At 71.8% G+C, this 19452-nt stretch carries 21 protein-coding genes; 12 read left to right on the top strand and 9 right to left on the bottom strand.

Translation table 11 applies throughout. The annotated features are described in order from the left end of the window. Window positions 1–29 precede the first annotated feature (29 nt). Window positions 30–1265, bottom strand: coding sequence for an aspartate kinase (locus ACTJK8_RS00820; RefSeq protein ID WP_043072921.1), 1236 nt, complete (start codon window positions 1263–1265; stop codon window positions 30–32). Between the two features lie 226 nt (window positions 1266–1491). On the opposite strand from ACTJK8_RS00820, the gene ubiG reads away from it, so the two are divergent. The 6 genes from ubiG to ACTJK8_RS00790 all read left to right on the top strand — a co-directional run bounded on the left by ubiG (window position 1492) and on the right by ACTJK8_RS00790 (window position 5692). Then, complete coding sequence (gene ubiG / locus ACTJK8_RS00815) at window positions 1492–2253, top strand: bifunctional 2-polyprenyl-6-hydroxyphenol methylase/3-demethylubiquinol 3-O-methyltransferase UbiG (RefSeq protein WP_020091504.1); 762 nt, start codon at window positions 1492–1494, stop codon at window positions 2251–2253. Window positions 2254–2299: 46 nt separating this feature from the next. Beyond that, entirely contained in the window at window positions 2300–2872 is a 573-nt protein-coding gene (locus tag ACTJK8_RS00810) for a YbhB/YbcL family Raf kinase inhibitor-like protein (protein WP_182177408.1), read from the top strand. Between the two features lie 133 nt (window positions 2873–3005). Beyond that, the gene (locus tag ACTJK8_RS00805; protein WP_440761369.1) at window positions 3006–3626 is read left to right on the top strand and encodes a PAS domain-containing protein; all 621 of its coding nucleotides are present in this window, start codon (window positions 3006–3008) and stop codon (window positions 3624–3626) included. Between the two features lie 177 nt (window positions 3627–3803). Next, window positions 3804–3929, top strand: coding sequence for a type B 50S ribosomal protein L36 (gene ykgO, locus ACTJK8_RS00800; protein WP_003601867.1), 126 nt, complete (start codon window positions 3804–3806; stop codon window positions 3927–3929). 138 nt (window positions 3930–4067) lie between these two features. Continuing rightward, on the top strand, window positions 4068–4679 hold the full coding sequence (locus ACTJK8_RS00795) for a tetratricopeptide repeat protein (protein WP_029359059.1): 612 nt from the start codon (window positions 4068–4070) through the stop codon (window positions 4677–4679). Beyond that, on the top strand, window positions 4676–5692 hold the full coding sequence (locus tag ACTJK8_RS00790) for an alpha/beta fold hydrolase (protein WP_440761368.1): 1017 nt from the start codon (window positions 4676–4678) through the stop codon (window positions 5690–5692). Before ACTJK8_RS00795 ends, ACTJK8_RS00790 begins: the two co-directional genes overlap by 4 nt. Before the next feature lie 36 nt (window positions 5693–5728). On the opposite strand, the gene pyk is transcribed toward ACTJK8_RS00790, so the two are convergent. The 3 genes from pyk to ACTJK8_RS00775 form a co-directional block, all read right to left on the bottom strand. Further along, entirely contained in the window at window positions 5729–7165 is a 1437-nt protein-coding gene (gene pyk, locus ACTJK8_RS00785; RefSeq protein WP_012317154.1) for a pyruvate kinase, read from the bottom strand. A 139-nt stretch (window positions 7166–7304) separates the two neighbouring features. Beyond that, window positions 7305–7787 carry a DUF1036 domain-containing protein gene (locus ACTJK8_RS00780; RefSeq protein WP_012317153.1) on the bottom strand — a complete coding sequence of 161 codons (483 nt, stop codon included), beginning with the start codon at window positions 7785–7787 and terminating at the stop codon, window positions 7305–7307. After that, on the bottom strand, window positions 7753–9072 hold the full coding sequence (locus ACTJK8_RS00775) for a glycerate kinase type-2 family protein (protein WP_127991855.1): 1320 nt from the start codon (window positions 9070–9072) through the stop codon (window positions 7753–7755). The genes ACTJK8_RS00780 and ACTJK8_RS00775 overlap by 35 nt, the downstream gene beginning before the upstream one ends. 190 nt (window positions 9073–9262) lie before the next feature. Here ACTJK8_RS00775 and ACTJK8_RS00770 point away from each other — a divergent pair, with 190 nt between their 5' ends. The 3 genes from ACTJK8_RS00770 to ACTJK8_RS00760 all read left to right on the top strand — a co-directional run bounded on the left by ACTJK8_RS00770 (window position 9263) and on the right by ACTJK8_RS00760 (window position 10793). Next, window positions 9263–10027, top strand: a complete 765-nt coding sequence (locus tag ACTJK8_RS00770) for an N-formylglutamate amidohydrolase (RefSeq protein ID WP_012317151.1) — start codon at window positions 9263–9265, stop codon at window positions 10025–10027. 62 nt (window positions 10028–10089) lie between these two features. Next, window positions 10090–10398, top strand: coding sequence for a DUF1244 domain-containing protein (locus ACTJK8_RS00765; protein WP_024827862.1), 309 nt, complete (start codon window positions 10090–10092; stop codon window positions 10396–10398). A 116-nt stretch (window positions 10399–10514) separates the two neighbouring features. Further along, window positions 10515–10793, top strand: coding sequence for a DUF2312 domain-containing protein (locus ACTJK8_RS00760; RefSeq protein ID WP_026604676.1), 279 nt, complete (start codon window positions 10515–10517; stop codon window positions 10791–10793). Between the two features lie 427 nt (window positions 10794–11220). On the opposite strand, the gene ACTJK8_RS00755 is transcribed toward ACTJK8_RS00760, so the two are convergent. After that, a complete protein-coding gene (locus tag ACTJK8_RS00755) occupies window positions 11221–12258 on the bottom strand; it encodes an aspartate-semialdehyde dehydrogenase (RefSeq protein WP_012317148.1) in 1038 nt (345 codons plus the stop codon). Window positions 12259–12621: 363 nt separating this feature from the next. Between ACTJK8_RS00755 and ACTJK8_RS00750 the strand changes: the two genes are divergently transcribed. The 3 genes from ACTJK8_RS00750 (at window position 12622) to ACTJK8_RS00740 (ending at window position 15761) form a co-directional block, all read left to right on the top strand. Beyond that, the gene (locus tag ACTJK8_RS00750; RefSeq protein WP_127991856.1) at window positions 12622–13425 is read left to right on the top strand and encodes a hypothetical protein; all 804 of its coding nucleotides are present in this window, start codon (window positions 12622–12624) and stop codon (window positions 13423–13425) included. Window positions 13426–13561: 136 nt separating this feature from the next. Next, window positions 13562–13984, top strand: a complete 423-nt coding sequence (locus ACTJK8_RS00745) for a hypothetical protein (RefSeq protein ID WP_012317146.1) — start codon at window positions 13562–13564, stop codon at window positions 13982–13984. Between the two features lie 157 nt (window positions 13985–14141). Next, complete coding sequence (locus tag ACTJK8_RS00740) at window positions 14142–15761, top strand: gamma-glutamyltransferase family protein (protein ID WP_440761367.1); 1620 nt, start codon at window positions 14142–14144, stop codon at window positions 15759–15761. A gap of 4 nt (window positions 15762–15765) precedes the next feature. Here ACTJK8_RS00740 and ACTJK8_RS00735 read toward each other — a convergent pair whose 3' ends face one another. The 4 genes from ACTJK8_RS00735 to ACTJK8_RS00720 form a co-directional block, all read right to left on the bottom strand. Continuing rightward, complete coding sequence (locus ACTJK8_RS00735) at window positions 15766–16734, bottom strand: hypothetical protein (RefSeq protein WP_440761366.1); 969 nt, start codon at window positions 16732–16734, stop codon at window positions 15766–15768. A 75-nt stretch (window positions 16735–16809) separates the two neighbouring features. After that, window positions 16810–18168: a DUF817 family protein gene (locus tag ACTJK8_RS00730; RefSeq protein WP_127991859.1), complete on the bottom strand. Its 1359-nt coding sequence runs from the start codon at window positions 18166–18168 to the stop codon at window positions 16810–16812. Then, window positions 18165–18812: an alpha-ketoglutarate-dependent dioxygenase AlkB family protein gene (locus tag ACTJK8_RS00725; RefSeq protein WP_024827868.1), complete on the bottom strand. Its 648-nt coding sequence runs from the start codon at window positions 18810–18812 to the stop codon at window positions 18165–18167. Before ACTJK8_RS00725 ends, ACTJK8_RS00730 begins: the two co-directional genes overlap by 4 nt. Next, window positions 18813–19451 (bottom strand): 2,3-bisphosphoglycerate-dependent phosphoglycerate mutase, encoded by a 639-nt coding sequence (locus tag ACTJK8_RS00720; protein ID WP_012317141.1) that lies wholly within the window; start codon window positions 19449–19451, stop codon window positions 18813–18815. Window position 19452 lies beyond the last annotated feature (1 nt).

Below are 19452 nucleotides of genomic sequence, written 5' to 3'. Positions count from 1 at the left end.
CGCGCCCCGCTCGAACCCGCGTCCCAGGCTCAGGCCTGATCCAGGCCGTATAGCGAGTGAAGCGTGCGCACGGCAAGCTCCGTATAGGCGGCGTCGATCAGCACGGAGAACTTGATCTCCGAGGTGGTGATCGCGCGGATGTTGATACCCTTCTCGGCGAGCGCCCGGAACGCCTTCGCGGCGACACCCGCGTGGCTGCGCATCCCGACGCCGATCGCCGACACCTTCACCACGTCGGTGGCACCCTCGATCTGCGCGTAGCCGATCTGCGCGCGGGCCTCGTCGAGGATCTTCCGGGCACGCTCGTACTCGGCGGACGGAACCGTGAAGGTCATGTCGGTGGTCGACTGGTCACCCGACACGGTCTGGATGATCATGTCGACGTTGATGTTGGCGTCGGCCAGCGGCCCGAAGATCGCGGCCGCGACGCCCGGGCTGTCCTTGACCTTGCGCAGGGTGATCTGCGCCTCGTCCCGGGAGAAGGCGATCCCGGTGATGATCTGCTGTTCCACGATGTCGTCCTCGTCGCAGATGAGGGTACCGGGACGCGCGGCGTCCGGCGGATCGAAGGAGGACCGGACCGTGGTCGGCACCCGGTGGACCATGGCGAGCTCCACCGAGCGGACCTGCAGCACCTTGGCGCCGAGCGAGGCCATCTCCAGCATCTCCTCGAAGGTCACCCGCTCCATGCGGCGGGCCTTCGGGACGATGCGCGGGTCCGTGGTGTAGACGCCGTCCACGTCCGTGTAGATGTCGCAGCGCTCGGCCCCGATCGCGGCCGCCACGGCCACCGCGGAGGTGTCGGAGCCGCCGCGGCCCAGCGTCGTCACCCGGCCGGTCTCGTCGTGGACGCCCTGGAAGCCGGCGATGACCGCGACCTCCCCCTTGGCGAAGCCCGCCTCGAGGTTGCTCGGGTCGATCTCGGCGATGCGGGCCGAGCCGTGCGCGTCCGACGTCACGACCGGGATCTGCCAGCCCTGCCAGGAGCGGGCCTTGATCCCGTCCTTCTGCAGGGCGATCGCCAGGAGGCCGGCGGTGACGAGCTCGCCGGACGCCACGACGGCGTCGTACTCGCGCGGATCGTAGAGCGGGTTCGCGTCCTTGACCCAGTCGACCAGCTCGTTGGTCTTGCCCGACATGGCCGAGACGATCACGGCGACGTCGTAGCCGGCCGCGACCTCGCGGGCGACGTGGCGCGCCACGTTGCGGATACGGTCGACGTTGGCGACGGAGGTGCCGCCGAATTTCATCACCAGACGGGGCATGGTCTCTCGGTCGCGGGTTCCCGGTGGCGATTGAACGGGCCGCTGCAGCCCCGTCCGGACGGTGCCCGGCGGGTACAAGCGGCCCGGGGGAGTGTCAACAACCGGCCAAGCATGGCGCCCGCGCGCCGCGGCGACTTCCGGGCGATCGCCGTGCTAGAGCGCGGGCACGACGCAGCCACGAAACCGCGCGGCGGATCCCGGCCGCCGGCATGAGGACGGAACACGCATGGACAGGTCAGCCACGGACCGGGTCACGGAAGGCTTCGTCGACCGCGCCGAGGTCGCGCGCTTCGACGCGCTCGCCGCCACGTGGTGGGACGAGACCGGCCCGATGCGCGTCCTGCACCGGTTCAACCCGGTGCGGCTCGCCTACATCCGCGACGCCCTCTGCCGGCGCTTCGGTCGCGACCCGAAAGCCCCCTTCCCGCTCGACGGGCTGACGATCTGCGACGTCGGCTGCGGCGGCGGAGTTCTCTCGGAGCCGCTGGCCCGTCTCGGCGCCCGGGTGACCGGGCTCGACCCGGCCGAGCAGAACGTCGCGGTCGCCCGAACCCATGCCGAGGCGGCCGGGGTGCCGGTGGATTACCGCGGGCAGACCATCGAGGCGGTGGTCGCCGGCGGCGAGAGCTTCGACGCGGTGCTGATCATGGAGGTCGTCGAGCACGTCTCCGACATGCCGGCCTTCGTGCGGACCGCCTGCGCGGCGGTGAAGCCCGGCGGCATGCTGTTCGGGGCCACCCTCAACCGGACGCTGCGCTCCTTCGCGCTCGCCATCGTCGGCGCCGAGTACGTGCTCGGCTGGCTGCCGCGCGGCACGCACGACTGGGAGAAGTTCGTGACGCCGGACGAGCTCGCCCGCGCGATCCGGGCCGGCGGCCTCGACGTCACCGACACGGTCGGCGTCGTCTACAACCCGCTGACGGACGGGTGGCGCACCGGCCGAGACAAGGCGGTGAACTACATGGTCGCGGCCGAGCGGTCGGCGTGAACCGGTCGCGTCCGCCGCCGTTGCCATCGCGGCGGAGGACGCGGCGATGCTCGAGAAGATTCCCGGTGTGCTCGGCGAGGCGCTGTCGGGGCTGAAGGCGGGCCTGGACAAGACGACGTCCCGCGCTGACTTCCCCGACGTGCCCGAGACCGTGACGCTGTCGAGCCCGGCCTTCGCCGACGGGGCGGACTTGCCCGCCCGCTTCACGGCCGACGGCGCGGGCGTGTCGCCGCCCCTCGCCTGGAGCGGGCTGCCGGCGGGCACCGCCGCCCTCGTCCTCCTCGTGGAGGATGCGGGCAGCCCGACGCCCCGGCCGCTGGTCCATCTCATAGCCTGGTCGGTCCCGCCGGAACCCGCCGGCCTGTTGGAGGGTGCGCTGCCGGGTCCCGGCCACGCGGGCACCGTGAAGGCCGTGGGCCGGAACAGCTTCCTGCGCGCGGAATGGCTGCCGCCGGACCCGCCCACCGGCCACGGGCCTCACCCATACCTCTTCCAGATCTACGCGCTGCGGCATCCCCTCGCCCTCGCCGAGGCGCCGGGCCGCGGCGCGCTGATCGAGGCCATGCGCGGTCAGGTCCTCGCGAAGGGGATATTGACCGGCGTTTACCATCGTCCCTGATCCGGCCGATACCGATGCGATACAGCTCAGCCCTGCAGAACTCGCGCGTTGTGCCGCATTCGTGATCTCAGTATTGTGTCGATCAACGAAGCGGTCTGGGCAGACCGCCTGAAAATGGCTGGAGATCGGGCCTGTGGGCGTCGGCGTGCGCACGAAGCGGCGGGGCGGCAGCAGTGTGGCGCGCGCGCTCGCTGTGTCGGATGTCGGGACTTGGACCTGGCACATCGCCGACGATGTTCTCCGGTGCGACCCCGTCGCGGCGACGATGCTGGGCCTGCCCCGAACGAAGAGCGGCAGCGGGACGACTTTCGGGGCCTTCCTCGACCGCATCCACCCGGAGGATCAGCGGCGGATCGCGTCGATCCTCGACGACCTCCGCCGGCAGGGCGGCCTGTACATCGCGCAGTACCGGACGGTTCCGGAGCCGGGCGAGGTCCGGTGGATCCTCGCGCGCAGCCGCTTCATCCTGGACCCGGAGGGCGGCGTCAGCGAGGCGCACGGGATCGTCATCGACGTGACCGAGTGCGGCCGCGACGGTTTCCTCGACGAATCCGCCTTCTGCGCGACCGACGTGGCGGCCGGCGGCATCGACCGCGTGGCCGAGATGGCCCTGGCTCTCTACAACGCCGCCGAGGACGGCCTGCCCCGGCCGGGGTTCGAGCGCCTGAAGCCGCTGCTCGACGTGCTGCTGCACGAGATCGGCCGGCAGCTCGTGTTCGCGCCGGCCGTGCCGGATCTCGACAAGGTTCACTGAGCCGCCCCGCCTCCGCTTGATGCCCGTCGCGCCTTGCCTTCCGGGGGCGAATCCTGATATGGCCGCGCCATCCCGCGATGCGTGAGCCGTGATCGCCGGACGCGACGCCGCGTCCAGCCTCGTGACCACGTTCCCGACACCCTACACAACGGACGGCCCTCCGGGCTCGAGAGACCCATGAAGATCCGCAACTCCCTCAAGTCCCTGCGTGGCCGCCACCGCGACAACCAGCTCGTGCGCCGCAAGGGCCGGGTCTACGTGATCAACAAGACCCAGAAGCGCTTCAAGGCCCGCCAGGGCTGAGGCCGCTCCGCCCGGTCAGGCCGGGTCGGACGACGATCGACGTTGGGACGGCCGTACCCGAAGGGGCGCGGCCGTTTCCGCATGCGCGCGGCACCGCGGCACGTTGACGGATCCCGGGCCGGGGCACAGTCTGGCCGCATGACGCCGACCCGCCTCCTCGCCGCCCTGGTCTGCCTGTCGGGCCTCGCCCTGGACATCCCGGCGGCGCGGGCGGCTCCGGAGGCCGGACGTCCCGGCCGCGCCGCCCCCGAGGGGAAGCCAGCCCCCAAGCCGCCGAGCCTCGACGACCTGTTCGCGCGCCTGCGCGCCAGCGAGGATCCGGCCGAGGCCAAGGGCGTCGCCCGGCTGATCGAGCGGCGCATGGCCGGGTCGGGCAGCCCGACCGCCGACCTCCTCACCGACCGTGCCCGGCAGGCGGTCACCGCCCACGACTTCCCGCTGGCGGCCGAGCTGATGGACCGCGTCACCGCCCTCGAGCCGAACTGGTCGGAGGGCTGGAACCGGCGCGCGACGGTGTTCTGGCTCCTGTCCGACAAGGACGACGCCCTGGCGGATCTTCAGCGAGCCCTGGTGCTGGAGCCGCGCCACTTCGAGGCCTGGGCCGCGATGGGCCGGATCTACGAATCGCTCGACGACAAGGCGCGGGCGCTCGCCGCCTTCCGGCGGGCGCGGGCGCTCTACCCGCAGATGGAGAAGATCGGCGAGGCGATCAACCGCCTCACTCCGGAGGTCGACGGCCGCGACCTGTGAGCCGGGTGACCGCCGTCCTCCTCACCCTCTTGGCCCTGCCCTTCGCCCTCGCCGGGCTCGTCCTCGCGGCCGGCGCGCTGGCGACGCTGGTCATCACCCTCCGGGTCGGCGCCGCCAACCCGCCCGCGGGCCCGTTCGTGACGCTGACCGGCGGGCGGCTCGCGACTCTGCAGGACGGCCCGGTCGACGGGCCACCCGTCGTGCTCCTCCACGGCGCCTCGGCCAACGCGTCGGATCCGATGGAGGGGATCGGCCGCCATCTCGCCGCGCGGGGGTTCCGGGTCATCGCCTTCGACCGGCCGGGTTTCGGCTGGAGCGACCGGATCGGCGGCGGCGATGCCGCGCCTCCCGCGGCGCAAGCCGCCTTGATCGCCGAGGCACTGGAACGGATGGGTGTCGGCCCGGCGCTCGTCTTCGGCCATTCCTGGGCCGGCGCCCTCGCCCTGGCCCTCGCCCTGGACCACCCGGACCGGGTGTCGGCCCTCGCCCTCGCGGCGCCGGTGGCGATGCCCATGCCGGACCGGATGCCCGATCTGCCCTGGTACTGGCGGCTCGCCGTGACCCCGCCGGTGGCGTGGCTACTCAGCTGGACGGTCGGGCCGCCCATCGCGCAGCACTTCCTGCCCGAGGCGGCGCGCCGGGTCTTCCAGCCGCAACCGCCGCGGGCGGATTACCCGGACCTGGCGCGGTCGGACCTGGTCCTGCGGCCTGGAACGCTGCTCGCCAACGTCCAGGACCTGCTCGGTTTGCCGCGCGCCCTCGCGGCGCAGAGCCCGCGCTACGGCGCGATCCGCGTGCCCACCCTGGTGATCTCCGGCGAGGCGGACCCGATCGTCCGCGCCGACACGCAGGCGGTGCCGCTGGCCCGCGCGATCCCCGGCGCGCGGCTGGTGCTGCTGCCGGGCATCGGCCACATGCTCCAGTACGTCGCCGCCGATCGAGTCACCGAGGAGGTGGCCCGGCTGGCCGGCGCGACGAGCGCGGCCGGCCCGGAGCCGGCCGTCGCGCACTGACACGCCGGCCGGTCCCGCTCTCGTATCCCGGTGCCGTCAGGCCTTCTCGGCGTGCTCGCGGGTGATGAAGGTCAGCCGCACGAGGTTGGTGGCGCCCGGCGTGCCGAACGGCAGGCCGGCCACGACGATCACCCGGTCCCCCACGGCGGCGAACTTCTCGCGCACGGCGAACTTGGCGGCGCGGAACGACATGTCGTCCACGTCGCTGGCGTCCTTGGTGACGATCGGGTGCGTGCCCCAGGCCAGGGCGAGGCGCCGGGCGGTCTCGCGCCGCGGCGTCAGGGCGATCACGGTGGCGTTCGGGCGCTCGCGCGACAGGCGCAGGGCCGTCGAGCCGGAATTGGTCCAGGCCATGATCGCGTCGAGACTCAGCGCGTCGACCATCTGGTGCGCCGCCGCCGCGATGGCGTCGGCGGCCGTCTCGTCCGGGGTCGCGCTCTGCGCCCGGATGATCGACCAGTAGATCGCGTCCCGCTCCACCTGCTCGGCGATCCGGTTCATGGTCTCGACCGCCCCGATCGGGTGGGCGCCCGAGGCGCTCTCCGCGGAGAGCATCACGGCGTCCGCCCCCTCGTAGACCGCCGTGGCGACGTCGGAGACCTCGGCCCGGGTCGGCACCGGCGCGGTGATCATCGATTCGAGCATCTGGGTGGCGACGACCACCGGCTTGCCGTAGCGCCGAGCGCCGCGGGTGATGCGCTTCTGCACGCCCGGCACCTGCTCCAGGGGCATCTCCACGCCGAGATCGCCGCGGGCGACCATCAGCCCGTCGGAGATCTCGATGATCTCGTCGAGGCGTGCCAGCGCCTGCGGCTTCTCGATCTTGGCCATCACCAGGGCGCGGCCGGCGCAGACCTTCTTCACCTCGGCCACGTCCTCGGGGCGCTGGACGAACGACACGGCGATCCAGTCGGCGCCGGCGTTCAGGCCGGCATCGAGATCCGCCCGATCCTTGTCGGTCATCGCCGGCACCGGGATCACGGTGTGCGGCAGGGACACGCCCTTCCGGTTCGAGATCCGGCCACCGACCTCGACGCGGGTCACGGCGCGATTGTGCGCCGTCTCGAGCACGGTCAGCCGCAGCTTGCCGTCGTCGACCAAGATCGCGTGGCCCGGCTCCAGCGCCTCCAGGATCTCGGGATGCGGCAGGTGGCAGCGTGCGGCGTCGCCGGGCGTCGGGTCGCCGTCGAGCACGAAGGTGCCCCCGGCCTCGATCATCGCGGCGCCCTCCGCGAAGGTGCCGAGCCGCAGCTTCGGCCCCTGCAGGTCGACCAGAATGCCGATCGGCCGCTTCGCCTCGCGCTCGATGGTGCGGATCGCCTCGACCTTCTCGGGCAGCTTCTCGCGCGGCAGGTGGCTCATGTTGAGCCGGAATACGTCGACGCCCGCGCGGAACAGCCGTTCGATCATCTCCGGCGAATCGGAGGCCGGACCGAGGGTGGCGACGATCTTCGTGCGGCGTGACCGTTTCAAGCGTATTTCCTCCGTGTTCTCGTTGCCGCGCAGCGTCGAGCGCCGGCGGTTAGAAGATCTGGCTCAGGGAGCGCCGATCGGCTGTGAGCATCCCCGGCCGGACAGCGTCAAGGCCGCAGTCACGGCCGCCGTCGTCACATTACGGTTTTGCCGGCGCGTCTGCCCGGTTCGGATCCGTGAGCTGGATGGTCCAGCTCTTCTGCTCGCCGGTGTCGACTTCGAAGAAGCCGTTCCGGTCGTAGCCACGGGCGAGACAATCCTCGATCCCGCGAATCGTAAACTCCGAATCGCGGGTGCACATCAGCGAACGGCCACTCCACTCGCCGCCGCGCGTGTAATCGACCGCGAAGACGTAGTAGAACCGCGCCGCCAACGCGCCCTTGAGCAGCGTCTCGCAGGCTTTCGGCGCCAGATCCCACCAGCCCTCCGTCACCCACCCCTGCGGGTCGCGGTAACCCAGCGAGATCCCGACCTTGCTGGCGGTCTGGTTGCATAGGCGCAGGTCCGCCCGGGCGGGACTCGCGCCGAGGAGCGCGAGGCCGAGGACCGTGACTGCCGGGAGGAGCTGAGCCGCCGAGACGCGAGACCTAGTTGACGAGGATGATGCGGCAGTCGTTGACATTGGTGCAGGTCGGACCGGGGTTCACGAGGTCGCCGAGGGCCGCGAAGAAGGCGGTGGAGTCGTTCTGCTCCAGCATCGCGGCCGGGTTGAGGCCGGCGGCCCTGGCCCGTTCGAGGGTCGTGGGGTCGACGAGGCCGCCCGCCGGGTCGGTGGCGAGGCCCCGCCCGCCGTCGGTCCCGTCGGTGTCGGCGCTGATGCCGAAGATGCCGGGCTCGCCGTCGAGCGCCACCGCCAGCGCCAGGGCGTATTCCTGGTTCGGGCCGCCATGGCCCTCGCCGCGGATGGTGACGGTGAGCTCGCCGCCGGAGATCAGCGCGACGCGCCGGCCGGCCGCCTTGTGGCGCTTGGCCTCGGCCGCGTGCTCGGCCGCGACCTCACGGGCCTCGCCCTCCAGGTCGGCGCCCAGCAGGATCGGCTCGTAGCCGGCCGCGCGGGCCGCCTCGGCGGCGGCGTTCAGGGCGTCGATCGGCCGGGCGATGATGCGGTACTCGGCGCGGGCGAAGGCGGGATCGCCGGCCTTCGGCGTCTCGTTGTTGGGGTCGTTCAGGAGGCGCACCGCCTCCTCGGGCAGCGGAATGCCGCGCTTCTCGCAGATGGCCCGGGCATCGGCCAGGGTCGACGGATCGGGCACGGTCGGCCCGGAGGCGATCACCGCCGGATCGTCGAAGGGCACGTCGGAGATCGCCAGGGTCAGGACGCGCCGGGCGTTGCGGGCCGCGACCGCCAGGCGGCCGCCCTTGATCCGCGAGATGTGCTTGCGCACCGTGTTGATCTCGCCGATCGGCGCGCCGGAACGGAGCATCGCCCGGGTGATCGCCTGCTTCTCCACGAGGGTCAGGTCGCCGGCCGGGGCGATCCAGTTGGCCGAGCCGCCGCCCGAGAGCAGCACCAGCACCTCGTCGTCCGGGCCGGCCTCGGTGGCGAGCCGCAGCGCCTCCCGGGTCGCCGAGATGCCGGCCTCGTCGGGGACCGGGTGGCCCGCCTCGACCATGTGGATGCCCGGCGCGTCCTGTCCGTAGCCGTGGCGCGCCACCGCGAGGCCGACGATCCGGTCATCCCCGAGGCCGTGCTTCTGGCGGTAGAAGCGGCTCGCTACGGCGCTCATGCTGCCGGCGGCCTTGCCGGCGGCCAGGATGATCAGACGGCCCGGGCTCGGCTCCGGCAGGTGCGGCGGCAGGCAGAGATCCGGGTGGGCGGCGCGGATCGCGGCCGTGAGGATCGAATCGAGAAGCGCGCGCTGGTCCCGGGTGGCCGCGTCGGCGACGGGCGGAACGGTCTCGGTCATGGCGTTGAACGGGCTCCTCTCTCCATTGTGTCGCGCGATCCCCGCCCGTTTCTTCCCAGGGCGGCGGGCCCGTTTCTTGCCGTGAGCGCACGATCCTTGATAGGTGATCTGCCCGAGCGGCCGCGCGACGGCAAGCGCCATCGGCGCCCTCGCACAGATCTGAAGACCTCTCGCAAGACCTCGGAGCCCCGTGACCCGTCCGGAGACAGAAACGGCCGTCGCGCCCGCGCATCCCTGCGAGATCATTCCCGGCGATCCCGCCTGCGGCCTCGTCATCGCCTGCGATCACGCCTCGAACTTCGTCCCGCCGGACATCGCGCTCGGCGTGCCCGCGTCGGAATATGCCCGGCACATCGCCTACGACATCGGCGCGGCGGCGGTAACGCGCAGCCTCGCGGCGCAGCTCGGCGCCCCGGCGATCCTGACGAACTTCTCCCGCCTCATCATCGACCCGAACCGCGGGCGCGCCGATCCGACCCTGGTGATGCGCCTGTCCGACGGTGCCGTCGTGCCGGGCAACGCCCGGATCGACGAGGCCGGGAAGCAGGCCCGGATCGCCCGCTTCTACGCGCCGTTCGACGCGGCCATCGACGACGCGATCGCCGCCGCCCAGTCAGCCGGCCGGCCGCCGGTGCTCCTGACCATGCACAGCTTCACGCCCTACTGGCGCGGGATCGCGCGGCCCTGGCAGGTCGGCATCCTGTACGACCGGGACGAGCGCTTCGCCCGCCCGCTCATCCGCGCGCTGGAGGCCGATCCGGCCGGGCTCACCGTCGGCGACAACCAGCCCTACGGCGGCGGCCTGCCGGGCGACACGATCGACCGCCACGCCACCGCCCGCGGCCTCGCGAACGCCCTCGTCGAGATCCGGCAGGACCTGATCGCCGGCGCCGACGGTCAGGCCGAGTGGGCCGCGCGCTTCGCCCGCATCCTGCGCCCGCTGCTCGCGGCTTGATCTCCGGCCGGCCGGTCCCGAAATCGGGAGCGGCCCGCCAGACCTGAAGAGAGTTGCGACGAATGAGCGAGATCGATCCCCGGACCCAGACGGAACTCGAGGCCGCGGTATTCCGCCGCCTCGTCGCGCATCTGCGCGAGCGGCCGGACGTGCAGAACATCGACCTGATGAATCTGGCGGGCTTCTGCCGGAACTGCCTGTCGAACTGGCTCAAGGACGCCGCCGACGGCGCGGGCGTGGCCCTGACCAAGGACGAGAGCCGCGAGGCGGTCTACGGGATGCCCTACGCCGAGTGGAAGGCGCGCTTCCAGACAGAGGCGAGTCCGGAGCAGCAGGCCGGCTTCGCGGCCGCGCAGCCCAAGGACCACTGAGGCTGCGCCCGCGTCGCGGCGAATCGGCTAAGCTTCCGGTAAGGCCGGCCCGTTAACCACGGGTCCAGGGCGCAACCGCGCCGTGCATTCGGGAGAGCCCCATGAACGCCCATTCGATGCCCACCGCCGCGCAGCGGCCCGGCGGCGACGTCTCGTCGGCCGAGGGCGTGGCCGCGGACGAGCTGAAGCAGTTCATCGAGCGCCTGGAGCGTCTCGAGGAGGAGAAGGCCGGCATCATGGGCGACATCAAGGAGGTGTTCGCCGAGCTCAAGGGCCGGGGCTTCGACGCGAAGGCGGTCCGCACGATCCTGCGCATCCGCAAGCAGGACCACAGCGAGCGCCAGGAGCAGGAGGCGATCCTCGAGCTCTACATGCAGGCCCTCGGCATGGCGTAGCCGGACCGGGCGGCGAAGCGGCCACCCGATCTGCAGCCCCGCTTCCGACAGGACCGCACCGCAGCGGTAGCCGGAACCTGCACGGCAATGTCGATCGTGTCCCGACGTGGCCGGCCTCGACCACCATCCGGCCGCTCACCGGCGCGATGGTGTCCGACGCGGTGACGGCCGGGGACAGCGAGTGGGTGTCGGTGAACCGCGCCCCGCCCCGCCTCGGGTCGTCGATGATCGGCTAGGTCGCGACGCTCGAGGGGCTGCCGTGCAGACTGCTGGTCGAGCACACCGCGCATTCACGTCGCGGACGGAAGCGCGCGGCATCCGATCCACGGCATGAGCCCCGACACTGACAGGCGCCTGACGGATCCCAAGGATCGTATCCCGAGGATCCGTTCGAAGGATCCCCCTCCCGCCGGGAGAGGGACCGGTCTCAGGCCGCGCGCTTGGCCCGGTTCAGCAGCTTGCGGTTGACCAGCACCTCGGCGATCTGCACCGCGTTGAGGGCCGCGCCCTTGCGGAGGTTGTCCGAGACGCACCAGAAGTTCAGGCCGTTCTCCACCGTCGCGTCCTCGCGGATGCGCGAGATGTAGGTCGCGTCCTCGCCGGCCGCCTCGTGGGGGGTCATGTAGCCGCCGTTCTCGCGCTTATCGATCACCAGCACGCCGGGGGCGGCGCGCAGGATCTCGGTGGCCTTCTCGGCCGAGAGCGGCTGCTCAAACTCGATGTTCACCGATTCCGCGTGACCGATGAAGACCGGAACGCGAACGGCGGTCGCCGTCAGCTTGATCTTCGGGTCGAGCATCTTCTTGGTCTCGGCGACCATCTTCCACTCTTCCTTCGTGTAGCCATCCTCCATGAACACGTCGATGTGGGGGATGACGTTGAAGGCGATGCGCTTGGTGAACTTGCCGCCCTGCTTGATCTCGCCGGCGGTGAACACGGCGCGGGTCTGGTTGAACAGCTCGTCCATCGCCTCCTTGCCGGCGCCGGAGACCGACTGGTAGGTCGACACGACGACGCGCCTGATCGTGGCCGCCTCGTGGAGGGGCTTGAGCGCGACGACCAGCTGCGCGGTCGAGCAGTTCGGGTTGGCGATGATGTTGCGCTTGGTGAAGCCCACGACCGCGTCGGCGTTCACCTCGGGCACGATCAGCGGCACGTCGGCGTCGTAGCGGAACGCCGACGAGTTATCGATGACCACGCAGCCCTGCTGGCCGATGCGGGGCGACCACTCCTTCGACGCCTCGCCGCCGGCCGACATCAGGCAGATGTCGGTGTCGGAGAAGTCGTACGTGTCCAGCGTTTTGACCTTGAGCGTCTTGTCGCCGTAGGAGACTTCCTGACCCTGGCTGCGGCGCGAGGCCAGCGCCACGACTTCGTCGGCGGGGAACGCCCGCTCGGCCAGGATATCGAGCATCTCGCGGCCCACGTTGCCCGTGGCGCCGACGACGGCGACCTTGTAACCCATCTCTCGTCTCCGCGCGGAAAACCCCGACCGATCCGGGTGCCGCGCCTGTGCCAGTACAATCGGCCGAAGGATCGTTCGTGCCGGATGCGCCCGCCAAACGGGCGCGGCCGCAGACCCCGTCCTCCGCAGAGGTGGGGGCGACGGCCGGGTCGAGCAAGGCGCGCAAGGGCGCGCGCTGTCAAGGCCGCCGACAGCGCAACACTCGATTCACCCTGCCTCCGGAAACCCGGTGACGGCCTCCAGCCGGGAGAGGGAATTCAATCCTTCGGCGCGACCCTGACCGCCCATCCCCGCGGCCTCCCGCCGCCACGGAGCACGCCCCTGACCGGAACAGCGCACCTCGTCGATCGGATCGGGCTCGGCGTGCCGGGCGGCCGGGCCGCGCGCGGGCCGGACACCCCGGGCTCTCCGGGCTCTCTGGGCGCACGCATTGTCCTGGCCTCCGCGGCGATCACGCTGCTGTGGGCCCTCCCCCGCTGGACCGCTGAGACCCCGGGGGTCGCGCCCGCCGCGCCGGTCGCCGCGGAGACCGCCTTCGTCCCCTCCGTGCAGGCCTCGCCGGCGCCGCCCGCGGCCTCGGTCGCCCAGTTCGGCCTCGCGGAGCCGGGGCTCGATCCGGTGCGTGTGTCCGCCCGCGTCGATCCGCGGACCGGGCTGCGCGAGGACACCCTGATCCGCGGCGACGTCGCGGCGATCGAGGCGCCGGCGCTGCGGGTCCAGCTCACCCGCGGGTTCCGCTCCGGCGCACCGCCGACGCTCTTCGTCCTCATGGCCCGGCGCGCCGCGAACGGTCCGGCCCTCGACCGGCCAGCCCTGGCCGTGGCCCGGACCGGCGCCCGCGACCAGATCCGAACCAAGTTCGGTGCGGTCGAGACCCTGGAGGTGACCTTCGCGGGCCCCGCGCAGCGGACCTGCACCGGCTTCGTCACCCGCGACACGGCGTTCCAGCTCGACGGATGGCTCTGCGCGCCCCTCGCGCGCCCGCCGGAGCCGCAGGCCCTCGGCTGCATGCTCGACGCGCTGAGCCTCGTCGACCTCGCCGATGCCGCCACGACGGCGGCCTTCTCGGTCGCGCCCGATCCGGCGGGCGCGTGCCCGGCATCGTTCGGGACAGAGCCGCCCGGGAGGGCCGGATCGTTAATCCGGCGGCCGCAAAATAAAAAATGAGGCCGGAGTGTGGCAAAACGCACAAGCTCAGCCATAAGGGCGGAACAACAGCCTCGCCCAAGCGTCTTATCGTCAAAGGCGGCGAACTGTTAAGCTTCGGTCGCCATACTGATGGCACTCAAGGACAAGGTTGGCCATGCGCTCGCTCAAGATCGCCCTTCTCGGCGTCGTCGCCGCCACCGGCCTCGGCGCTCTGGCCTCCGCGCCCGCCCAGGCTCAGGATGGCTACATCACCGGCCCGATCTACCGGGTCAGCCGGCCCCTGCCGATCCGCGTGCGTCCGCGCAGCTGGCTCGACGCCGGCAACGTGCCGCTGACCTCGAACGTTCCGGGCGCCGGCGGCTCGCGTAACCCGGCCCTGAACCCCTACCTGATCGCGGCGTCGAACCAGCTGACCCCGCCCTACGGCCCGACCGACCGCTTCGGCCGCGGCATCCTTCCGGACCCGATCACCAACGGACCGTTCATCGGCGCCCGCTCCTCGGCCATCCGCAACGTCGACCTCTCCTTCGTCGACCGGCTGGATCCGACCTCGCCGCTCTACGGTCGCCCCTACTGAGCGGCCCGACCAGATAAGATCACGTTCGCGAAGCGCGGGTCCTCGGGCCCGCGTTTTTCGTTGGCGGGCATGCCCGCCCACGCCTTCACCGGGGCCGGATATCCTGTATGCCAAGTGCCGCGGGAGCGCGTGGGCTGCCGAGGCCGGGAACTGAGCGATGAAGCCGTTCGACTGGGTGACCGGGTATCCGTCGCTGCGGATGCCGATGTTCGGGCGCAACTGCGTGGCGACCTCGCACGCGCTGGCAGCGCAGGCCGGCATCCAGATGCTCCAGGCCGGCGGCAACGCCGTCGACGCGGCGATCGCCACGGCGGCCGCCAAGACCGTCACCGAGCCGTGCAGCAACGGTCTCGGCTCCGATGCCTTCTGCATCCTGTGGGACGGGAAGGCGTTGCACGGCCTCAACGCTTCGGGCGGGGCTCCGGCCGCCTGGAGCCGGGACTACTTCCTGCAGAAGTACGGCGCCGCCGAGCGGCCGCCGATGCGCGGCTGGGACTCGGTCACCGTGCCGGGCGCGGTCGCCGCCTGGGCGGCGCTGAGCGAGCGCTTCGGCCGGCTCCCCTTCGCCGACCTGATGCAGCCCGCGATCCGCATCGCCGAGCGCGGCTACCTCGCCCCGGTCGTGGTCCAGCAGAAATGGGCGGCCGCGGCCCGGATCGAGGCGATCACCCGCCAGCCGGGCTTCTCGGAGTTCTTCCTGCCGCGGGGCCGGGCACCGGATGTCGGCGAGCTGGTGACCTTCCCGGGCGCCGAGAAGACCCTGCGGCTGATCGGCGAGACCAAGGGCGAGGCCTTCTACCGGGGTGAGATCGCCGAGGCGATCGCCGCGCACGCGCGGGCCAACGGCGGCGCGATGACCGCCGCCGACCTCGCGGCGTTCCGCCCCGAATGGGTCACGCCGACCGCGAAGGATTACCACGGCTACACGCTGCACGAGATCCCGCCGAACGGCCAGGGCATCGCGGCGCAGATCGCGCTGGGTCTCCTGGAGCAGTTCGACCTCGGCGGCCTGCCGGTCGACGGGCCGGAGTCGCAGCACCTGCAGATCGAGGCGATGAAGCTCGCCTTCAGCGACACCTACCGGTACGTCGCCGACCCGCGCGGGATGGAGGTGACGCCGGAGGCCATGCTCGACCCCGCCTACCTCGCGGAGCGCGCCAAGCTGATCGACCGGAACCGCGCCCAGGTCTTCGGGCCGGGCAAGCCGCCCGCGGGCGGCACGATCTATCTCACCGCGGCCGACGAATCCGGCATGATGGTGAGCTTCATCCAGTCGAACTTCATGGGCTTCGGCTCGGGCGTCGTCCTCCCGGGCTGGGGCATCTCCCTGCAGAACCGCGGCTACGGCTTCGTGCTCGATGCGGAGAGCCCGAACGTGGTGGCGCCCGGCAAGCGGCCGTTCCACACCATCATCCCGGGCTTCCTCACGAAGGACGGTGCGCCGGTGATGAGCTTCGGCGTGATGGGCGGCAACATGCAGCCGCAGGGGCACGTCCAGACGCTGGTGCGGATGATCGACCACGGCCAGAACCCGCAGGCGGCCTGCGACGCGCCGCGCTGGCGGGTCAACGAGGGCCTCGACATCAACGTCGAGGCGGCGATGCCGGGCGCGACGCTGGAGCGCCTGAAGGCCCTCGGCCACCAACTCGAGGTGATCGAGGACAGCTACCAGGATTTCGGCGCCGGCCAGTTCATCTGGCGGATGGGCGATCCCGCCGTCGAGGGCTACGTGGCCGCGAGCGACCCGCGCCGCGACGGGCAGGCCGTCGTCTGGTGACGCGCTACTTGACCTGCACGCTGTCCACCACTTGCCGGAACTTGGCGAGGACGCCGTCGCGCTGATCCTGCCGCACGACGCCGAGGGCGCGGATGTAGCCGTCCGGTGCGAACCGGATGGTCTGCATCACCACCACCGGCTGATTGGTCGGCTGGTCGAGGGCGCGGGCCACGATCTCGTGCCAGTCGACACCGTTCGAGCGGTAGCTCTGCGCCCGCTCGATGACGAAGTCCTTGAGGGTCTGATTGGACGCCAGGGCGGCGCGGGCGAAGCCGTCGCGCTGCTCGGCCCCGGGCGGCTGCTGCACCGCCTGCGCCAGGACCAGGATCGGCTGCTCCAGATTCTGCATCTGGTCCTTGGGCCCGCTGGTGAGGAGGACCGAGTTGCCGGCCATCACTCGCACCGGCCGGAAGCCCGCCATGTCGGCGATGCGGAAAGGCAGCGCGTCGACCTGCTGGGTCAGCGAGAGGGCCGGCCGGAGCGTGACGCCGGTCACCATCTTGCGCATCGAGGCCTCGGTCTCGGCGTCGGGCAGTGCCTGGGCGATGATCAGCCCGGTCACGGTCGGCGTGCCGACGACGAGGATCCACTTCCGGATCGCCGGCGCGGACGAGCCGGGATCGGCGGGCTGCTCACCGGTGTAGAGCATGCCCTCGTTGTCGCCGATCTTGACCTCCTCGCGCTTCTCGACCGCGAAGCCCTGGCTGAGGAGGTTGGCGTCGGTGAAGCCGCTGACGAGCTCCGCGAAGGCGTTCGCGGGCAGTTCGACGACCGACACGGTCGCGCCGCCCTCCTTCCGCTCGAAGCCCGAGAAGCGCCGCGACAGCGACATGTCGGCGGGCGGGTCGAAGCCGAAGCGCGAGCCCGCGGAATAGACGGGATCGCCGGCCCGGGCGGCCGAGCCGAGGCTGGCCGCGAGCGCGGCTGCGCACAGAACCCGTCCGAGACGCAGCGTCAGGTTGCGCATCCGCATCGAAAACCGGTTCTCCTGATGGACCCAACTTTGGGTTAGTCCGCACCCGATGGGTCTGCCGGGCGACCTGTTCTGTCAAGCCGGCAACGCGGCGCGCCTGCGTTCACGATGAAGGGAAAGCGCGAGCGCGGCGGCGGCGGCGATTCCGACGCCGTAGGCGAGGAGATTCCACGGCGAGAAGATGGAGCCGAGGAGGAGCTGACCCGGCAGGGGCGTCCGGAAGGCGTCCAGGGCCGGCGTATGGACGAGCCGGCTGGTCTCGATGAGCGCGGCGGCCGCGAAGGCGGCGATCAGGCAGGTGCGCAGGCCCCAGCTGCCGGGTCGCAGGGCCGCGACCAGAAGGAACAGCATCGCCCCCCACAGGAGGCCGCCACCGTAATGGTGGATCGCGAGCGGCAGGCGCCAGGGCGGCACGCGCAGCAGCAATCCCAGGGCGATCACCGCGGCCGCGAGGCCGAGATGGGTCGCCCGCGCCAGCGGCAGAGTCCGCCGCGCCGGCGCCGTCGGCGCGATCGGCCAGGTCGCGATGCCGTTCGCCCGGGCGACCAGGGTGTAGGACACGATCATCAGCAGGAACCAGGACGAGAGCTTGGCCACCGGGACGACCGACCAGTGCTGCCGCTGACTCGGGTAGAGCCACGTGCCGGAGAGCGTGCCGAGATTCTCGGCGAACCAGATGAACAGCGCGACGAGCAGCAGGCCGAGCAGCAGCGGCATGGTGCGGTGTTCCCGCCAGACCTTGAAGTACACGGTCGCGGGGGCGAAGGCCGCGAACGCGACCGCGATGAGGCCGGCGCGCAGGTCGATGCCGCGGTGATCGATGAGGAAGTTGACGTAGATCGCCACTGACAGGACCGCGAGCAGGCGCAGGCTCGGGTGCCGGGTGAAACGGAAATCGAACAGGCGCCAGACGCGGGCAAGATAGCTGCCGACGGCCGCGTACATGAAGCCCGTGAACAGCGGGACGCCGCCGAGCCGGAACAGGTTCGCCTCCGGGTAGACCCAGCTGCCGATCGCGGTCTTGTGGATCTCCATCGCCGTGCCGATGACGTGGAAGACCAGGATCACACGGGCCTCCGACCACGTCTCCATCCGAAGCCGCAGCATCGCGATCTGGAGCAAGAGGGCGGCGAGGAACAGCGCGTCGTAGCGGGCGATCGGCGCGTGGGCCGGCCAGACGAGGCGCGTGCCGAGCATCAGCGCCAGAAGCAGGCCCCCGAACAGGCAGGCCCAGCCCTGCTTGAGCCCGAATCGGACGAATTCGTAGAGCCCGGCCGCGGCGCGGCCGCGCGCAAGCGCCGCCTCCTGGAGGCGGCCCTCGGCCGCGACGAAGCCGGCGAGCGCCGGCCACTGCGCCGCCGCACTGTCGCGCGCGCGCGGGATCGGGACCGGCGTTACGGACGGCTCCGCGTCCGGGTCTCGCTCGCGCGTCATGCCGGGCCCGGCACCGTGACGCGCCGCAGGGTGAGATTGCAGCGGCCGCCCGGCGGCAGGAACGCGGGGCCGTCCGCCGCAGCCAGCAGGTCGCCGTCCGCGTAGAGCCGGTCGATGCCGTGGAAGACCAGCCGCGACGCGCCGCCCATCACCAGCGCGTCGCCGGCCTGCAGGCGGATCGAGCGGGTCGGGCCCGACCGGCTCAAGCCGCCGTACCGGAACAGGGCCGCCGCGCCGAGGGACAGCGACACGACCGGCGCCGCGAGATCCGCCTCGTCGCGATCCTGGTGGAGGCCCATGCGGGTGCCCGGGGCGTAGAGGTTGATGAGGCAGGCTTCCGGCGGTGCCGGGTAGGCCGCGAGCGCCGCCCACGCCGCGCGGGCGGTCGGCGGCAGGGCCGGCCATGGCCGCCCGGTCTCGGGATGGTCCGGCTGGTAGCGGTAGCCCGCGACGTCCGAGACCCAGCCGAGCGGGCCGGCATTGGACATCCGGACCGAGAATGGCTTTCCGGTGCGGGGCATGCGCGGCGTGACGGGCGGTGCCTCGGCGAGGATCGCGGCGATCTCGGAGGCGAGCCGCGCACGGGCCGTCGCGTCGAGGAAGCCGGGGTGGTGCATCAGGCCCGGAGCGAGTTCCGTCGCCACTCAGCGGCCCGCGTCGACGTCCTGGTCCAGCACGGTCTTCGACGCGACCGTGGTGTCGGCGTTCAGGCGGTAGACCAGCGGCACGCCGGTCCGGATCTGGAGGTCCGGCACCTGCGCCTCGGTCAGGCCGTCGAGGACCATGACGAGGGCGCGCAGCGAGTTGCCGTGGGCCGCCACGAGGACCCGCTGGCCGGCCATCACGCGCGGGAGGATCGTCGCCACGTAGCAGGGCAGCACCCGCGCGGCCGTGTCCTTCAAGCTCTCGCCGCCGGGCGGCCGCACGTCGTAGCCCCGGCGCCAGGCGTGGACCTGCGCGTCGCCCCAGCGGGCGCGGGCCTCGTCCTTGTTGAGGCCGGAAAGGTCGCCGTAATCGCGCTCGTTCAGGGCGCGCTCGCGCAGGATGGGGATCTCGGAGAGGCCCATCTCCTCCAGCACCAGCGCGCAGGTGCGCTGCGCCCGGATCAGTGCGGAGGTGAAGGCCACGTCGAAGCCGTAGCCGTCCCGCTTCAGACCACGGCCGGCGGCCCGCGCCTCGGCGACGCCGCGCTCGGTCAGGTCCGGGTCGCGCCAGCCCGTGAACAGGTTCCGGAGGTTCCACTCGCTCTGGCCGTGCCGGACGAGGACGAGGAGCCGCTCCATC

Origin of the sequence: Methylobacterium sp. 22177 (assembly GCF_052045615.1) — a bacterium.
Classification (GTDB): domain Bacteria; phylum Pseudomonadota; class Alphaproteobacteria; order Rhizobiales; family Beijerinckiaceae; genus Methylobacterium; species Methylobacterium radiotolerans.
This window is presented reverse-complemented; position numbering and strand designations above follow the sequence as displayed.